Consider the following 16,673-nt stretch of genomic DNA (forward strand, 5'->3'; position numbering starts at 1 on the left):
ACATTTTCCTTAATTTCATCAGAAAAGGCACAGCAATAAGCTGAAAAATGACTGTAAAATATTATTCAAAATTATATAAAAATAATCCCTATATTAAAAAATGATAAATGGATATGTTAGAATCATCAGTGTTTTATAGACTAATTGCAACAGTTTTTTTTATTGGATACTTTCCTATTGCTCCAGGAACTGTGGCTTCAGCTTTTGCTATGATTTTTATCGGCCTGACTAAGCCCTCCGATACTTTAATTATATATATATTAATAATTTCGTTTTTTTTAGGTATTCTTGCATCTAAGAAGGTTGAAGAAAAAACAAAGAAAAAAGATCCTTCATATATTGTAATTGATGAATTTGCAGGTTATTGTACATCTGTGATTTTTCTTCCTGTTAACTGGCAGACTTTAATTGCTTGTTTTGTTTTTTTTCGTTTTTTTGATATTATAAAACCAACTCCAATAAGACAGATTGAAAGAAAATTAAGTGGTGGAATAGGAATTATGATGGATGACATAATAGCCGGTTTGATGACAAATCTTTTATTGAGAATTTTTTTGATGTTATGATATTTTATGCGAACTTTTATAGCCATAAAGGTCCCTGAAAATATAAGAAGTTTTTTTACAGAACTCATGCCAGTTAAAACTCTGCTTGAAGGAATCAGCATTGTTCATAAGGATAACTTTCATATTACCTTAAAATTTCTTGGAGAGATTGAAGAAATGTTAATTTCTGAAATAAAACAGACTTTAATAAGCATTGCAGATGAAACTTCCTCTTTTACTCTTAAGATAACCCATCCTGGTGTCTTTCCTGATCCTTTAAAGCCACGAGTAATATGGATGGGTATAGAAAATAACTCTGCTCTCATAGAACTGGTAAAAAAGATTGAAGAAAATCTGGAAAAATCAGGTTTCCAAAGAGAAACAAGAAACTTCAAATCTCATATAACTCTTGCAAGAGTTAAAAATTTTAGAAATGGTAAATACTTATTTGAAAAGATTGAGAAAAATTTTAAAAATAAAATCCAGTCCGTTGCTTTAAAGGAAGGAATTTCTGATTATCAATTCAACGTAAAAGAGTTTGTTTTAATGAAGAGCACATTAACTCCACATGGCTCAATTTATTCGGTTTTAGAACGGTTTCCTTTGACCAAATAGATAAATGGTATAATAAAAAAAAGTTTAAGAGGTGTTTTATGAACAAAGAAAAGTTAAAAACATTGGAAATTGCTATATCTCAAATTGAAAAAAATTTTGGCAAGGGTGCTATAATGCGTCTTGGGACAAAGGAAGCTCAGGAGGTTCAGGTTATTCCAACAGGTTCAACATCACTTGATATAGCTACAGGTGTTGGTGGATATCCTCGTGGAAGGGTTATAGAGATTTTCGGTCCTGAGTCATCTGGTAAAACAACACTTGCTCTTCATGCCATTGCAGAAGCACAAAGAATGGGTGGAATTGCTGCTTTTATAGATGCTGAACATGCCCTTGATGTTAATTATGCCTCAAAACTTGGTGTTGATATAGAAAATCTTCTTATAAGCCAGCCTGATACAGGAGAACAGGCTTTAGAGGTAACGGAAACTCTTGTTCGTAGTGGTGCGGTTGACATTATAGTTGTTGATTCAGTGGCTGCTCTTGTTCCAAAAGCTGAGATAGAAGGAGAGATGGGAGACAGTCTTCCAGGGCTCCAGGCCAGGCTTATGAGTCAGGCATTGAGAAAACTGACAGCAGCAATATCAAAGTCTCAGACAGCTGTTATGTTTATTAACCAGATAAGACAAAAAATAGGGGTTATGTTTGGAAATCCAGAAACAACTCCAGGTGGAACAGCATTGAAGTTTTATGCATCAATGAGGCTTGATATAAGAAAAATAGATACGCTTAAAGAAGGTCAGGAAGCAACAGGTGGAAGAGTAAGAGTTAAAGTCGTTAAAAATAAGGTTGCGCCTCCATTCAAACAGGCAGAGTTTGATATTTATTTCAATGAGGGAATTTCAAAAACTGGTGAGGTTCTTGATCTTGCAGTAGAAAAGGGAATTATAGAGAAATCTGGTGCATGGTATAGTTATAATGGCTCCAGGATTGCTCAGGGAAGAGAAAATTCAAAGGAATATTTAAAAACACATCCAGAAATCTTTAATGAAATTTATAAAAAAGTTGTTGAGGCATATGGATTAAAACAGCCAAAGGTTCAGGAAGGTGAAAACACAACTGAATGAGGCACTTAAAATCGCAATAAGGTTGATTAGCCAGAGAGATAGAACAGAAGAAGAAATTAAAAAACGTCTTGAAAAAAAAGGTATTTCTGAGAAAGATATAACTGAAACAATCCAATATCTGAAGCAAAAAGGATTTATAGATGACAGGAAATTTGTACATAAAGCAGAGAAAATAGCTGAAGATAGATTTCTTGGGAAAATTGGGTTGCAAAATTATTTAATGAAAAAAGGAATTCATAAAGAACTTATTGATACTCTTCCTGATATTGATGAAACTAATATAGCGTTGCGACTTATTGAACGAAAAAAGTATCTAATAAAAGATGCATCAGTTGAGAAGAAAAAGGCAAAAATAGCAGGTTTTCTCCTAAGAAGAGGATTTTCATGGGATACAGTTAATAAATGTTTAAAATCATTTGAGAAAGGAGGAAGTTGAAATGAGATTTTTAATTGTTTTATTCGTTGCAGTTTTTATTTTTGGTTGTGCTTCTTCTCCTGTAAGATATACCTACGAGGAAATTAAAGACTATCCACCTGAGATTCAGGAAAGAATTACTAAGGGAGAAATATCTCTTGGAATGACAAAAGAACAGGTAAGATATGCATGGGGACCACCTTCCTCTACAAGAGTTCTCACTCCTGAAAAAGGTAAGCAGAGGGAGGAATGGGTTTATTCTTCTTCTCTTGGAATTTTAAAATCAAGGCTTATTTTTGTTAATGGTAAATTAGCATATATCATAAGCAATGAGCAGAAAATTGTCAATGAGGAGTAATAGATGCAAAGTTCTGAAATAAGACAGCTATTTCTGGACTACTTCAAAAGAGGATTTTTATGGGATACAGTTAATAAATGTTTAAAATCATTTGAGAAAGGAGGAAGTTGAAATGAGATTTTTAATTGTTTTATTCGTTGCAGTTTTTATTTTTGGTTGTGCTTCTTCTCCTGTAAGATATACCTCTGAGGAAATTAAAGACTATCCACCTGAGATTCAGGAAAGAATTGCTAAGGGAGAAATATCTCTTGGAATGACAAAAGAACAGGTAAGATATGCATGGGGACCACCTTCCTCTACAAGAGTTCTCACTCCTGAAAAAGGTAAGCAGAGGGAGGAATGGGTTTATTCTTCTTCTCTTGGAATTTTAAAATCAAGGCTTATTTTTGTCGATGGTAAACTCACAAACATCATAAGCAGCAATGACAGGAAAATTGTCAATGAGGAGTAATAAATGCAAAGTTCTGAAATAAGACAGCTATTTCTGGACTACTTCATCTCAAAGGGACATGAACTTGTTAATAGCTCTCCACTGATTCCACGAGATGATCCAACACTTCTTTTTACAAATGCAGGAATGGTTCCTTTTAAAAGAATTTTTCTTGGGGAAGAGAAGAGACATTATAGTAGAGCTACAAGCTGTCAGAAGTGTATGCGTGCTGGCGGAAAACATAGTGACCTTGAAAATGTTGGATTCACTGCAAGGCATCACACATTTTTTGAGATGCTAGGTAATTTCTCTTTTGGTGATTACTTTAAAAGAGAGGCAATTATTTTCGCATGGGAACTTCTAACAGAGTATTTCAAGCTCCCGAAGGAGAAGTTATGGGTTTCAATATACAAAAACGATGATGAAGCTGCTCAGCTGTGGGAAAAGGATATAGGACTTTCACGAGAAAGAATTGTTCCACTCGGAGAAAAAGACAATTTCTGGCAGATGGGAGATACAGGTCCATGCGGACCATGTTCAGAGATAATAATTGACCAGGGTGAAGAATTTGGATGTCATCGTGCTGACTGCTCTGTTGGATGTGACTGCGATAGATTCCTTGAACTGTGGAATCTTGTTTTCATGCAGTACAACAGGGATGAAAAAGGCAATCTCACACCACTTCCAAAGCCAAGCATTGATACTGGAATGGGCCTTGAGAGAATTACAGCTGTGACACAGGGTAAAGAAACAAATTTTGATACCGACCTCTTTTCTCCCATTATTTCTGAAATTTGTTTATTGTTAAATGTCAATTATAAAAAGGATAGAAAAACCGATATTTCAATAAAAGTAATTGCAGACCATATAAGAGCAACAACATTTCTGATAGCTGAAGGATTGATTCCTTCAAATGAAGGCAGAGGATATGTTTTAAGAAGAATTATAAGAAGAGCTGCAAGACATATAAAACTTCTTGGGTATGACAGGCCTGTTTTTTACAGATTTGTTGAACCTGTTACAGCAATACTTGGAGAAGCTTATCCTGAGATTTTATCTGAAAAAATGAGAGTTGAAAAAATTATAAAAATAGAAGAAGAACGTTTCATGCAGAGTCTTGAAAAAGCACAGCAGGTTTTTGACGGAATTCTTGTGAATCTTAAAAAAACAGGTTCGAAAATAATTCCAGGAGAAGATATTTTTAGACTCTATGATACATTCGGATTACCATTTGATTTAATAAAGGAAATGGCTGCTGACAGTGAACTTTCACTGGATGAAACAGGTTTCCAGCGTGAACTTGATAAACAACGTAAGCGTGCACGAGCAGCACAAAAAGGTGAAGAAGTAGGTGTAAGTGAAGTTTACAAACAGGTTTTAAAGGTAAAGCCAGAAGATGTTACATTCATCGGATATACAGACTATGAGGTAGAAACCACTGTATACGCAATTGTAAAGAACGGTAAAGTTGTCAAAGCTCTTCAGAAAGGGGAGGAAGGTGAAGTTTTTCTTGTCAAAACTCCATTTTATGCTGAATCAGGAGGTCAGGTTGGTGATACAGGAGTAATTTTTGCACCGACTGGCAGGTTAGAAGTTTTCGATACAAAAAAAATCTCTGGGTTACACAGTCATAAAGTTAGAGTAATTGAAGGGGTTATCAAGGAAAGAGATAAAGTTTTTGCAAAGATTGATATTGAAAAAAGAAAAGCAATAATGAGAAATCACACCGCAACTCATCTACTTCACAGTGCATTAAGAACAGTGCTAGGTGACCATATAAAACAGTCTGGTTCACTTGTTGCACCTGACAGATTTAGATTTGACTTCACACATTTTGAAGCAGTCAATGATACACAATTAAGAGAAATTGAAGCTATCGTCAATGAAAAGATATTGGAAAATCTACCGGTTCAGATAGAGACAAAATCTCTTCAGGAAGCTTTAAATGAGGGTGTTATAGCACTTTTTGAAGATAAATATGAAGATGTTGTGCGGGTGGTTAAGATTCTTGGATTCAGCAAAGAACTTTGTGGAGGAACTCACTGCAGTCACACAGGCGAAATCGGGAGTTTTTATACAGTTTCAGAAAGCTCTGTTGCATCAGGAATAAGAAGAATTGAGGCTATAACAGGCATGGAGGCATTCAGGTATGTAACCGCAATTAGAGAACAGTTACAGGATATATCTTCAATGCTCAAATCAGCAGAACCCGTCAGAGCAGTTGAAAGACTTATAACAGAGCTTAAAGAAAAACAACAAGAGATTGATACATTGAAAAACAAACTTGTAAGTCAGAATCTCGATGACATTATTAAGAAAGCAAAAGAAGTGGATGGAGTGAAAGCTCTGGCTGTAAAGCTTGAAGGTATGGATGCTCAATCTCTGAGAACACTGTCAGATAAACTTAAAGAAAAACTGCATCCAGCAGTGATTTTACTGATTTCAAAAGTCAATGGACAGGCTGTATTACTCCTTTCTGTTACCAGCGATATCACAAATAGATACGATGCAGGGAAAATCTTAAAACAGATAACACAGACAGTTGGCGGAAAAGGTGGTGGTAGACCTGATATGGCACAGGGTGGATGTCCTGATGGAGATGATGTGAATAAGGTAGTAGAAATATTTTATAAAATGATTAAAAAGCATTAGGAGGGCTTATGGCATTAAATGAATTATTTAAAAATATGATTTTTGCATGTTTTGGCATGCAGGAGATGTTAAAAGATTTTGTATCTGAGCTTGTAAAAAAAGGCAAGATGAGTGATTCTGAAGCAGCAAAAGTAATCAATGAGTTCATATCAAAGTCTGAAGAAGCTAAGGAAAATTTCAAAGAGAGCATTAAAGAAATAATCCAGAAAACCCTGCAAGGAATGAACTTGCCAACCAGGGATGAAGTTGACAATCTGAAATCACTGATTAATGAGCTTAATGTAAGAATCGCAAAGATTGAAGAAAAGCTTAAAGATTAAAAGGAGATTTCATACTGAATAAAAGCGAGCTTTTAAGACATATTCCATCCGTTGATAGAATTTTAAAAAATGAAGACATACAACAGCTTTTAAACAAGCATCCACATCCTGTTGTTCTTGAATGCGTAAGAGCAGTTCTTGATAGATGGAGAGATAATATTCTAAGTGGATCTATTACAGTAATTGATAAAAAGAAAATAGTTGGAGAGATAAAAGAGACAATTAATAGAAATAAAAAGTACTCTCTTACGTCAGTTATAAATGCAACAGGAGTAGTGATCCATACAAATCTTGGCAGAGCAATTCTTGCTGAAGAAGCAATAAAGCATGTAGTTGAGACTGCCACATCATACTCAAATCTTGAGTATGATCTTGAAAAGGGACAAAGAGGAAAAAGATACTCTCACATTGTTAATGCAATAAAAAAAGTTGTTGATGTTCCTTCTGCGGTTGTTGTGAATAATAATGCTGCAGCTGTTTTTATATGTCTTAACAGTCTCGCCAGAGGAAAAGAGGTGATAGTTTCTCGTGGAGAGCTCGTTGAGATTGGCGGTTCATTTAGAATTCCTGATGTCATGGCTCAGTCAGGAGCGGTGCTAAAGGAAGTTGGAACAACTAATAAAACGCGAATCAGTGATTATGCCTCTGCAATAAATGAAAATACGGCTCTTTTGCTTAAAGTGCATAAATCTAACTTCAAAATTACCGGTTTTACAGAAGAAGTCTCAGTAAGCAACCTTGTGACACTCGGTAAAGAAAAAGAAATTCCAGTTATGGTTGACCTCGGAAGTGGCTGTTTTATTGATCTTAAAAAGTACGGATTTCATGATGAGCCTTCAATTCAGCACATTTTATCAGAAGGTGCTGATATAGTGACATTCAGCGGAGATAAGCTTCTTGGCTCAGCTCAGGCTGGATTTATCCTGGGAAAATCTGAGTTTATTGAAATAATATCAAAAAATCCTCTTATGCGTGCATTACGAGTTGATAAAATGACTCTTGCAGCGGTTGAAGCAACTCTAAGACTATATCTTGATGAAAGGAAAGCTATAGAACAAATTCCCACATTAAGAATGATCCTGGAGGATACAGAATCAATAAAAAAGAGAGCAACAACACTATGTAAAAGACTAAAAAAAGAGGGAATTTACGCTTACACTAAAGAAGATATTTCCATGCCAGGTGGAGGCTCTCTTCCAGAATCCGGTGTAAAAACTTATGTTGTTGCAGTAAAGCCTAATCAAGTACCGCAGGAGTTTACAAAGAAATTGAGACAAGCAGAACCACCTGTAATTGCAAGAATAAAGGATGATTTGGTTATTTTTGATGCAAGAACCATTCAGGAAAAAGAGATTCCTCTGATTGTGATAGCTGTAAAACAATCTTTAACTATATGAATTTAGCTAAACAGTATCAGGAAGTAGAAAAAAAAATACTTCATCCAAAAGCCTGTCTGAGCTCAAAGACAAAGGGCAGACTTAAACCAGAGATAGAGGATGATGTGAGAACTCCTTTTCAGCGTGATAGAGATAGAATAATACACAGTAAGGCATTCCGTCGTCTTAAACACAAAACTCAAGTTTTCTTCTCTCCTCAGGGTGACCATTACAGAACTCGCATTACTCATGTACTTGAAGTTTCACAGATAGCAAGAACAATTGCAAGGGCTTTGCGACTTAACGAAGATCTTACAGAGGCAATATCACTTGGACACGATCTTGGACACACTCCATTCGGTCATGCAGGAGAGGCAATACTTCGACAACTTCATCCAGGAGGTTTCGAACATTATGAACAGAGCCTGAGAGTTGTTGATATCCTGGAAAAAGATGGCAAGGGTCTAAATCTTACATTTGAGGTAAGAAACGGAATTCTTAAACATTCAAAGGGAAGAGGAGAAATCTTAAGTGAAGAACCTGCTACTCTTGAAGGACAGATTGTAAGAGTTGCTGATGTGATTGCTTATCTCAATCATGACCTTGATGATGCCCTAAGAGCTGGAATAATTAAAAAAAATGATATACCAGAGGAATTTTTAAAGGTTTTTGGTAACAGGCATTCTAAAAGAATAGACACAATGGTCAGAGATGTCATTTTTACAACTATAGATAACAATTATGAAAAGATATTACTATCCGAAGGAATTGAAGAAATGGTTTATCGCTTTCGTGATTTTCTCTTTGAAAGAGTTTACTATAATGACAGTGTTATAAAAGAGTTTGAAAAGGCAAAAAAAATGCTTTCATGCCTTTATAATCACTATCTTGAACATCCTGATCTTATAAGAGCGAATGAACTTTCAGAACAGGAGCTACACAGGAAAATATGTGATTTCATTGCCGGAATGACAGATAGATATGCACTTTACACTTTTGAAAATATCTTTATCCCTAAAAGTTGGGCTGTTTCTGAATGATTGCAGGTATTGGTGTAGATATTGTTTCGGTTGAACGAATTAAAAAGCTTTATGAAAAGTTCAGCATGCGATTTTTAAATAGAGTTTTTAATGAAAGAGAAATTCATTACTGTTTCAGACATTCAAATCCATTTCCTCATCTTGCAGCCCGCTTTGCAGCTAAAGAAGCTTTAATTAAAGCATTTAGAAAATCGGCTGGATTAAGACTTAAAGATATTGAGATTATTAGCAATGTTGACGGTTCACCGGATATCGTTTTGCCAGAAGCATTCAGGGAAAGAATTTTTCTATCTATATCTCATGAACAAAACCATGCAATTGCCTTTGTAGTAGTGAGCAATGAAAATTAAAAAAATACGACAATAACAGAAGTGGAAACTTTGTTGATTATCTTTCTTTATAAGAGCATGTTAATAACAAATTTAATTTATTTTATACCTGTATATTAAATTTGTTATAAACTAAGAAAATGTAAACATGATAAATCAAAAAAATTTTTTACTTTTAATTTTAGTAATAATTTCGATAATTATTATTAAATCGTATTTTCAACCTATTGAATCTTATCAAGAAGCACGAAAAGCTCTTATAGTAAAAGAAACCTCAAATGGCTCTTTTTGGTTTCCAACTTATAATGGAGTACCCTACTGCACCAAACCACCTCTGTCAACATGGATAAGTATTCCATTCTTTAAACTATTTTCTTTTCTTGAAAATGGCGAAGTTTTTTCTTTAAGGTTAGTTTCCATTTTTTGTTATATTCTTCTAGCAATAAGTTTATACTTTTTTTTAGAAAAGGATTTAAATAAAGTCATTTTAAGTTTTTTGATACTGTTTGGCTCATACAGATTTTTAAGTTTTATTTCGCGCATTGATTTAGAGCCATTATTTATATTATTTAGCTTTTTTATGATATGCAGTGGCTATCTCTATATTAAAAAGAATTCAGATCGTTATAGAATGATGTTTTATCTATTTCTTGGACTGACTTTCATGATAAGAGGTCCATTAAACTGGTTTATTATTCCAGCTTTAATAATTTATGGATTGTTATACAAGGAAAAGAAAATTTTCAACTTATTAATATATCCTTTAGGTTGGCTTGTCTCTTGTTTAATTATACTGCCCTGGTATGCTTCTGCTTATTTAAAATTTGGAAGTGCATTTTTTGATGAATTTTTAGGTATAGATATAGGTGACAGACTTACCGCTTCTGAGAAATCTCCATTTTATTATTACTTTAAAGCATTAATTGTTAATTTCTGTCCTTATTTTCTTTTACTTTTTGTAAGTATAATCAAATTCAAACAAGAGTTTTTAAAGCAATTAAAAGATAAAAAATTAGGTTTCGTGTTAGTTTTAGCATTGATACCTGTAATTTTATTAAGCTTTACTGGACAGAAGTATGATAAATATTTACTTTATTTATATCCATTATGGTCTTTAGTCTTTCTGATTATGCTCTCAAAATATTACTCATACAGATTTTTAAAAAATCTTTCTCTTATTATATTTTCCGTCACTTTTTTGGCTTATTTCATTGTAGAAATTTATAATCTTAAAGAAAGATCATATAAAATTGAGTTGTTAAAAAATAGCATAATAAATACACACAATATCGTTTTCTGGGAAAAAGAAAATCCTCTGATGGTTTTTTATTATAATAAACCTGTTAAAGTAGTAAAAAATAAAAATGAATTATTGAGTTATGCACAAAAAAATAAAATAATTTCTCCGGAGATTATTCCATGGTCAACAGTAGAAAAAGTAATTTTGGACCCTTATAAAAATGAAAAGTGGTATATATTAACTATAAAGAAAAATTAGGCATCACCTGTAACCTTTCTCACAAAAAGACAATTTTTTGAGGCTTTATCTAAATTGTTTAAAAAAAGCATATTCTGAAGTTGAGTTAAATAATTTACCTGATTTTGAGATTTATATTCTCTGAATTTTTGAACTCTGTTTTTTAATAAATTTTAAATGTTATGGTCAATAAATTCTAAGAATAAAAAATACCTTGACTGCTCCAAAATTTTTTGATAAAGTTTAGTATGTTAAAGAATGAAATTATTCAGATTTTAAAAGAAATACCTCTTTTTAAGGCTCTTTCCGAAGAACATCTATTGAAAATTTCTAATGAGTTCAATATAAACAAACTAAAAAAAGGGAAAACTATATTTTATCAGGAAGATGAAAGTACAGATCTGTATATTGTTCTTGAAGGAGCCGTGAAAGCATGTCTCATCGATCCTGAAGGTAAAGAACTTATGCTAAATATTTTAAAAAAAGGAGATTTTTTTGGAGAACTGAGTCTTCTTGACGGCAAACCAAGATCAGCTACAACTATAACAGTTGCCGACTCTGTAGTTGGCATTTTAAAAAGAGAAAAATTTCTTACTTTACTTAACAATAATCCAATAATTGCTATATCACTACTGTCTGCAATAGTTGATAGAATCAGGATGACCGATGACATGCTCAGTTCCATGGCATTTTTAGATGTAAGCAGAAGAATAATTAAATTTCTTTTAAATACTGCTCAAAAAGAAAGTAAGATGACTGAAAATGGATTGATAAAAATAAAAAAAATTACCCACAAAGAACTAGCTTCATGTACAGGAGCATCAAGAGAGGCTGTGACAAAAGCTTTGAAGATTTTAAAATTTCGTGGCATTCTTATTGAAAAAAACGAATTTTTATTTATTTCAAAAGATATTGAACTCTAGTTCAATTCAATTAAAAAGGAAGGTACACTATGGAAAAAAGCAAAGGATTTTTTAAAACACTCTTTGATCTTTCATTTGAAAAATTTATTACTCCTCGAGTTATCAAACTGCTTTTTATATTTGCTATTGTAGTTTTTGGTTTTATAGCATTTATGACTTTGATGAGTGGAATAAGTATCTTGAAATATTCAGTGCGTGGTTTAATTCTTGTTGCCATTTCTCCTGTCATATTTATATTCGGAGTCATCTCATCAAGAGTCTCACTTGAATTAACTATGGTTTTATTCAGTATGGAATCAAATGTATCTGAGATTTTAAAGATCAAACAGCAGCAATCTGATAATAAAAATTAAAGATAATAAAATATGTTTAACTTATTGAAATAGGAATATAATTAAAACTCTTAATGGTATTATTTGAGACTAAAAATTCATGTGAAAATTACCTTTACATGCTTTTTATTTAATAGTATTCTCAAGTTAAGGATAATGAAAGGGGGTTAAAGATGAAGTCTAGATATTTTATCTTTATAGTTTTTATAGTTTCATTTTTAGTGTATGGATGTGCATCAAAAGAAGTTGCAAGATGTACTTTACCGGAAGACAATTCAGAACATCACTATTTTTCAGGGATGAAAGCTCTTGAAGAGGGTAAAACTGATTTAGCCATTGAAAAGTTTGAAAGGGCTTTATACTGCGAACAGAATTTTTCAAAGGCTCATTCAGGAATTGCTATTGCAAGGGCTCAAAAAGCGAAGTTAATCAAAGATACTGAATTTAGAACATTAGAATTCCAGCGGATTGAAAATGAACTAAAACTTGCCAAAAAGATGACTAAACAGCCTGAAGAAGAGTTCGATTACTACATTGCTCAAATTAGAGTTTATACAGCATTGAAAACAAACTCTCCTGAACAGGTTGAAAGTTCGTATTTTGATGCAATTGATCTTAATATTGATGAAAATAAACTTGGCTATTATCAAGGTAAAGAAGCAGCTCACTACTTTATGGGTCTATTTTATCTGGAATCTCTTGCTTTTCAAAAGGCAAAAGATAAATTTGCAGCGGTTTTAAATGCAAAAAAAGAAAGTAAATGGAATGAAAAAGCAGACAGAGCATGGAAAAAAACAGATAAAATTGTCCGAGCCATAGCCGGAATTACTATTGGGAACGTCGGTAAAAAAATAGCTATTCAGGATAGTATCACAAGAGCTGACCTAGCAGCCCTTCTTGTTAATGAATTAACAATTGAAAAACTTTTTGCAGGAAAAATTTCTGCTCAATCTCAAATTGAAAAAATAAAACCAGAATTTATTCCTGCGGATATAATTAACCATCCCTTTAAAAAAGAGATATTAACAATTCTCAAATGGAAAATAAGAGGCTTTGAGCCAACATATGATGAAACAACAAAGGCTTATCTTTTTAAGCCTGATGAGATTGTTAAAAAGGCAGAGATGGCTCTGATACTGGAGGATATACTTATAAAATTAACAGGAGATGAAAAAATTGCAACAGCTTTCCTTGGTCATGAAAAATCGCCTTTTCCTGATGTAAAAACAACATCGCCAATTTACAATGCTGTTATGAATATGATTACCAGAGGAATTATGGAAGCTGAACTGTCAGGAGAGTTCAACCCTGATAAAGCTGTTACAGGAGCAGAAGCAATTCTTGCAATTCGCATGTTTAAACAAAGATTAAATATTTAATAAAAAAACTAATAAGGAGGACATCATGAAAAAACTTTTAGTTTTAATTTCATCAATTTTTGTGATAACTGCATTGGCAATTGCACAGCAGGATACAGCACCAGTTTCTCAGGATAGGATTGTTTCGACATTTGAGAAAGCCAATCAGTGGCTTGGAAAAAACAATCTCAGCATTACAACTTCACCTGAGCAGGCATTTTTAAACGATTATATAGTTGTTGCAGCAGAAGGGCTTCCTTCACCAACTGCAAAAACAGCTGCGCAGAAAAGGCTTACAGCTGAAAGAGCTGCCACCACTATTGCATACCGTCAGCTTGCAGAGCTCATTGATGGAGTTGCTGTTGTTGGAGATACTCTGGTGAAGGATACAGAGCTTCAGTATGATATTGTAAGAACAGCAGTTGCTGGATTTATCAAGGGTGCGCAAGTTGTCTATAAAGAGTGGGATTCTCAGGAAGAAGTAGCTCTTGTTATTGTGAAGATTGGGATGTCAGGTCCAGAAGGATTTGGAAGCCTTATGTATAAAAAAATCATTGGAGATCCGAAAATTAAGAGAAATGTAGTTGAATCTCATCCTGAACTGAAAGTAAAGCCTGTTAAACTTGAAGAAAATTATGATGGACTTATAATTGACGCAACATCTGTCAATTTCAGGCCTGCTCTTATAAACAGAATATTCACTTCAAAAGGTGAAGCAATCTATGACCCCTCAAAAGTAAGTCAGAAGGTTCTTATTGAGCAAGGTTGCGGAGAATACACAAACAGCATTGAAAAGGCAAAAGCTGCTCTTGAAAAGAGAGGTGTAACAAATCCTCTTGTGATAAAAGCTGCAGGTATAGTAACTCCATCTGACGTTCAGGTATCTGATGAAGATGCTATAAAAATATATTCTGCTAATCAGAAAACAAACTTCTTTGCAGGGGCAAAAGTAGCATTTGTGCTTAAATAGAAGTTTTAAAAGAGGAATATAATGAAAAAAACAATATTTTTATCCATAATTCTAGCATTATTTTTTACCTGTGCTTATGCTCAGGACAAATATGAAAAAATTACTAATGTATCCATAATCCTTGAACAAACAAAAGAGATAGAACCGGACATTTTAGCTATGCGCTTAGAGGTAAGTGTAATAACACCAAAAGAAACAGAGACTATTAATATACTGGGTGCAATTGATAAGGCAATAAAAAATCTCAATTTAGATTATAAAGGTGGAAAATACTCTGTTTACAAAAGATGCTGGTGGGAAAAAGACAAACAGAAATGTCAGGGATACAGAGGGGAAATTGAATATATATTTGAACTTAAAGATGCTAATGCTCAGAATCAAATTTTTGAGACTCTAGAACGTTTTAAAGACAAATATGGAGAAGAAATGAATTTCACAGTGTCAGAACCACAATGGATAGTTTCCAAGAAAAATACTGCGAAAATTGAGAATGAATTAAAGCTTGAAGTTATTGATACTGCGAAAGATTTTTCAGAAAAGGTATCTAAAAAACTTGGCAAAACCTGTTATATCTCAAACCTAGATTATGAAATCAGGCGTCCTTCTTATGGAGCTGAACCTATTTTTCTAAAAACTAAGAACATTGAAGCTCCAGAACCAAAGAAAGAGGAATTAGTTATAGGTGTGAAAGTAAGCGTTAAATTGAACTGTAAATAAAGCTGGAGAATTAAAATGAAAAAATTTTTAATTTTTTTGTTTTTAATATTCAATCTGATTACAAATCATTATGTTAATGCTGACGAAGTAACAGAGAATAAGATTAAAAATTTTACATATCATTTAACCTTTGGTAACCATACAGTAACACTCAAAAATGGTGAATATAAAAAAAATTTTCCAGAGTACATGTATGTATGGATTGATCAATTTGTAATAAGAGATATAAATGGAGATAATTTATCAGATGCAGTTGTTATTCTTGGGCAAACTGGAGGAGGAAGTGGTGGTTTTTATGAAATAACAACTTTAATGACAAAAAAAACAGTATTGTTCAAACAAACTCAGTTGTGTTAGGAGACAGAGTAGAGATCAATAAACTGGAGGTTAATGGTGGACATTTTAATGGACCCCCTCTCAGATTTGAGCCACCAGAAATCATTATTGATATGCTCACTCATAAAGAAAGTGATCCGAGTTGTTGTCCTTCAGAAAAAAAGACCAAGTGTTTTACTATCTTTAAAAATAAATTAATCTCCTGCGAAAAAGCACCACAACCAAGAATATTAAAAAAACCCGCAATTTATCTATACCCTGAGACAACTCAAAAAATAGATGTAAGTTTAAATATAAATGGAGAAATGACAGAAAGTATTCCCAAATATAATCAGGGATGGTCTGTAACAGTAACACCAGATGGCAAGATAAATGAAAAGTTTGACTACTTATTTTATGAAGCTAAACTTAGTAATCTTTGTGACCTTCCTGAGGAAGGATGGCTAGTTCCTTATGACAGACTTGAAGAATGGTTTGATAAATACTTAATTTTGCTTGGTCTTAATAAAAATGAAGCATCTGATTTTAAAAACTACTGGCTAAATAAGCTAAAAACTTCGGAATATTATATTATAAAAGTGTTAGACAGACAGTTTGTTGACAGAAATCTTAGCTTAAATGTAAAGCCCATCCCTCAAACTGTTATAAGAGTGATACTTTATTTTGAAGCTACTGATCAGTTCAGAAAAATAAAAGAACCTGATACAGTGACACCAGAAAGAAAAGGATTTACATTGGTAGAATGGGGAGGTATAGCTGAAGACATGAATGATGCAGATATAAAACTAAAATCGGCTTATTCATTTCTGCCGACTGATACGGGAACAATAGTGTTACGAGCTCTAAAAATTGAAGATCACAGAGTTTTTATAAAAATCAATACGGGTGGTTGCACTGATAAAAAAAGCTTAAGGGCTTATATAAAAAAGGTTGAGGGAGTAGACAGTCAGGTTTCTAACTACGAGATAATCTTTAAGAGAGAGACTGCTGATTTTTGTAAAGGGCACTTGTCAATAAAATTGTGTCTATTCTGTAAATCTGGAATTAAATATCTGTCTAATTTCATATAACACCTCTTTTGATACTGTAAGGGGTTTTTTCCATCTACCCTGGATTATTCTGTTTACAATAACATAGATAGAAATCTCAGCAGTCTTTACTGACTGAAAATATCCACCATGATTTACTCTCAATCCCTCAAGTTTACTGTTTATATTTTCCACTATATTGGTTGTATATATGTGTTTTCTTATTGCCTCAGGATATTTTTTATATGATAAATATCTCTCTTTATTGGTTTTAAGCATTTTTATGTATGAGGAATATTTACTTTCAAATTGATTGCACAAAGTTTCAAATGCATTCACTGCTTCTTCATAGTTACTGATTAATTTTATCCTGTTTATTTCTTCATTA

20 protein-coding genes are annotated in these 16,673 nt (G+C 33.1%); 19 read left to right on the forward strand and 1 reads right to left on the reverse strand.

Going from position 1 to position 16,673, the window contains the following annotated elements; translation table 11 throughout:
• The first annotated feature begins 107 nt into the window (after positions 1-107).
• The 19 genes from G581_RS0109735 to G581_RS11405 all read left to right on the forward strand — a co-directional run bounded on the left by G581_RS0109735 (position 108) and on the right by G581_RS11405 (position 16,327).
• Complete coding sequence (locus tag G581_RS0109735; protein WP_028845641.1) at positions 108-566, forward strand: phosphatidylglycerophosphatase A family protein; 459 nt, start codon at positions 108-110, stop codon at positions 564-566.
• A gap of 6 nt (positions 567-572) precedes the next feature.
• Positions 573-1,160 carry an RNA 2',3'-cyclic phosphodiesterase gene (gene thpR, locus G581_RS0109740; RefSeq protein ID WP_028845642.1) on the forward strand — a complete coding sequence of 196 codons (588 nt, stop codon included), beginning with the start codon at positions 573-575 and terminating at the stop codon, positions 1,158-1,160.
• A gap of 38 nt (positions 1,161-1,198) precedes the next feature.
• Entirely contained in the window at positions 1,199-2,224 is a 1,026-nt protein-coding gene (recA, locus tag G581_RS0109745) for a recombinase RecA (protein WP_028845643.1), read from the forward strand.
• Positions 2,205-2,660, forward strand: coding sequence for a regulatory protein RecX (locus tag G581_RS0109750; protein ID WP_028845644.1), 456 nt, complete (start codon positions 2,205-2,207; stop codon positions 2,658-2,660). The genes recA and G581_RS0109750 overlap by 20 nt, the downstream gene beginning before the upstream one ends.
• A gap of 1 nt (position 2,661) precedes the next feature.
• Positions 2,662-2,997, forward strand: coding sequence for a DUF2845 domain-containing protein (locus G581_RS11395; protein WP_038065871.1), 336 nt, complete (start codon positions 2,662-2,664; stop codon positions 2,995-2,997).
• Positions 2,998-3,109: 112 nt separating this feature from the next.
• On the forward strand, positions 3,110-3,448 hold the full coding sequence (locus G581_RS0109765; protein WP_028845645.1) for a DUF2845 domain-containing protein: 339 nt from the start codon (positions 3,110-3,112) through the stop codon (positions 3,446-3,448).
• Positions 3,449-3,451: 3 nt separating this feature from the next.
• Entirely contained in the window at positions 3,452-6,079 is a 2,628-nt protein-coding gene (alaS, locus tag G581_RS0109770) for an alanine--tRNA ligase (RefSeq protein WP_028845646.1), read from the forward strand.
• An 8-nt stretch (positions 6,080-6,087) separates the two neighbouring features.
• A complete protein-coding gene (locus G581_RS0109775; protein ID WP_028845647.1) occupies positions 6,088-6,399 on the forward strand; it encodes a phasin family protein in 312 nt (103 codons plus the stop codon).
• A 14-nt stretch (positions 6,400-6,413) separates the two neighbouring features.
• Positions 6,414-7,796 (forward strand): L-seryl-tRNA(Sec) selenium transferase, encoded by a 1,383-nt coding sequence (gene selA / locus G581_RS0109780; protein ID WP_028845648.1) that lies wholly within the window; start codon positions 6,414-6,416, stop codon positions 7,794-7,796.
• Positions 7,793-8,815, forward strand: coding sequence for a deoxyguanosinetriphosphate triphosphohydrolase (locus G581_RS0109785; RefSeq protein WP_028845649.1), 1,023 nt, complete (start codon positions 7,793-7,795; stop codon positions 8,813-8,815). The genes selA and G581_RS0109785 overlap by 4 nt, the downstream gene beginning before the upstream one ends.
• Entirely contained in the window at positions 8,812-9,165 is a 354-nt protein-coding gene (gene acpS, locus G581_RS0109790) for a holo-ACP synthase (protein ID WP_051179211.1), read from the forward strand. The genes G581_RS0109785 and acpS overlap by 4 nt, the downstream gene beginning before the upstream one ends.
• Before the next feature lie 127 nt (positions 9,166-9,292).
• Positions 9,293-10,642 (forward strand): ArnT family glycosyltransferase, encoded by a 1,350-nt coding sequence (locus G581_RS0109795; RefSeq protein WP_028845651.1) that lies wholly within the window; start codon positions 9,293-9,295, stop codon positions 10,640-10,642.
• A 227-nt stretch (positions 10,643-10,869) separates the two neighbouring features.
• The gene (locus G581_RS11400; RefSeq protein ID WP_083962703.1) at positions 10,870-11,544 is read left to right on the forward strand and encodes a Crp/Fnr family transcriptional regulator; all 675 of its coding nucleotides are present in this window, start codon (positions 10,870-10,872) and stop codon (positions 11,542-11,544) included.
• Positions 11,545-11,573: 29 nt separating this feature from the next.
• On the forward strand, positions 11,574-11,897 hold the full coding sequence (locus G581_RS0109805; RefSeq protein WP_028845652.1) for a DUF4282 domain-containing protein: 324 nt from the start codon (positions 11,574-11,576) through the stop codon (positions 11,895-11,897).
• Positions 11,898-12,049: 152 nt separating this feature from the next.
• Positions 12,050-13,255, forward strand: coding sequence for an S-layer homology domain-containing protein (locus G581_RS0109810; protein ID WP_028845653.1), 1,206 nt, complete (start codon positions 12,050-12,052; stop codon positions 13,253-13,255).
• Between the two features lie 25 nt (positions 13,256-13,280).
• A complete protein-coding gene (locus G581_RS0109815; protein WP_028845654.1) occupies positions 13,281-14,204 on the forward strand; it encodes a hypothetical protein in 924 nt (307 codons plus the stop codon).
• Positions 14,205-14,225: 21 nt separating this feature from the next.
• On the forward strand, positions 14,226-14,921 hold the full coding sequence (locus G581_RS0109820) for an SIMPL domain-containing protein (RefSeq protein WP_028845655.1): 696 nt from the start codon (positions 14,226-14,228) through the stop codon (positions 14,919-14,921).
• Between the two features lie 15 nt (positions 14,922-14,936).
• On the forward strand, positions 14,937-15,278 hold the full coding sequence (locus G581_RS11845) for a hypothetical protein (RefSeq protein WP_051179213.1): 342 nt from the start codon (positions 14,937-14,939) through the stop codon (positions 15,276-15,278).
• The gene (locus G581_RS11405; protein ID WP_051179215.1) at positions 15,272-16,327 is read left to right on the forward strand and encodes a hypothetical protein; all 1,056 of its coding nucleotides are present in this window, start codon (positions 15,272-15,274) and stop codon (positions 16,325-16,327) included. The genes G581_RS11845 and G581_RS11405 overlap by 7 nt, the downstream gene beginning before the upstream one ends.
• Here G581_RS11405 and G581_RS0109830 read toward each other — a convergent pair.
• A partial coding sequence (locus G581_RS0109830) for a transposase (protein WP_028845656.1) occupies positions 16,283-16,673 on the reverse strand: 391 nt, incomplete at its 5' end. The genes G581_RS11405 and G581_RS0109830 overlap by 45 nt on opposite strands.

Source organism: Thermodesulfovibrio thiophilus DSM 17215 (assembly GCF_000423865.1).
In the GTDB taxonomy this organism is placed as follows: Bacteria; Nitrospirota; Thermodesulfovibrionia; order Thermodesulfovibrionales; family Thermodesulfovibrionaceae; genus Thermodesulfovibrio; species Thermodesulfovibrio thiophilus.

What these genes read in the sequence shown, in the direction of transcription:
- G581_RS0109735 (WP_028845641.1), top strand. Translation starts at nt 108, where the DNA reads ATGGATATGTTAGAATCATCAGTGTTTTATAGACTAATTGCAACAGTT.
- thpR (WP_028845642.1), top strand. Translation starts at nt 573, where the DNA reads ATGCGAACTTTTATAGCCATAAAGGTCCCTGAAAATATAAGAAGTTTT.
- recA (WP_028845643.1), top strand. Translation starts at nt 1,199, where the DNA reads ATGAACAAAGAAAAGTTAAAAACATTGGAAATTGCTATATCTCAAATT.
- G581_RS11395 (WP_038065871.1), top strand. Translation starts at nt 2,662, where the DNA reads ATGAGATTTTTAATTGTTTTATTCGTTGCAGTTTTTATTTTTGGTTGT.
- G581_RS0109765 (WP_028845645.1), top strand. Translation starts at nt 3,110, where the DNA reads ATGAGATTTTTAATTGTTTTATTCGTTGCAGTTTTTATTTTTGGTTGT.
- alaS (WP_028845646.1), top strand. Translation starts at nt 3,452, where the DNA reads ATGCAAAGTTCTGAAATAAGACAGCTATTTCTGGACTACTTCATCTCA.
- G581_RS0109775 (WP_028845647.1), top strand. Translation starts at nt 6,088, where the DNA reads ATGGCATTAAATGAATTATTTAAAAATATGATTTTTGCATGTTTTGGC.
- G581_RS0109785 (WP_028845649.1), top strand. Translation starts at nt 7,793, where the DNA reads ATGAATTTAGCTAAACAGTATCAGGAAGTAGAAAAAAAAATACTTCAT.
- acpS (WP_051179211.1), top strand. Translation starts at nt 8,812, where the DNA reads ATGATTGCAGGTATTGGTGTAGATATTGTTTCGGTTGAACGAATTAAA.
- G581_RS0109795 (WP_028845651.1), top strand. Translation starts at nt 9,293, where the DNA reads ATGATAAATCAAAAAAATTTTTTACTTTTAATTTTAGTAATAATTTCG.
- G581_RS11400 (WP_083962703.1), top strand. Translation starts at nt 10,870, where the DNA reads ATGTTAAAGAATGAAATTATTCAGATTTTAAAAGAAATACCTCTTTTT.
- G581_RS0109805 (WP_028845652.1), top strand. Translation starts at nt 11,574, where the DNA reads ATGGAAAAAAGCAAAGGATTTTTTAAAACACTCTTTGATCTTTCATTT.
- G581_RS0109810 (WP_028845653.1), top strand. Translation starts at nt 12,050, where the DNA reads ATGAAGTCTAGATATTTTATCTTTATAGTTTTTATAGTTTCATTTTTA.
- G581_RS0109815 (WP_028845654.1), top strand. Translation starts at nt 13,281, where the DNA reads ATGAAAAAACTTTTAGTTTTAATTTCATCAATTTTTGTGATAACTGCA.
- G581_RS0109820 (WP_028845655.1), top strand. Translation starts at nt 14,226, where the DNA reads ATGAAAAAAACAATATTTTTATCCATAATTCTAGCATTATTTTTTACC.
- G581_RS11845 (WP_051179213.1), top strand. Translation starts at nt 14,937, where the DNA reads ATGAAAAAATTTTTAATTTTTTTGTTTTTAATATTCAATCTGATTACA.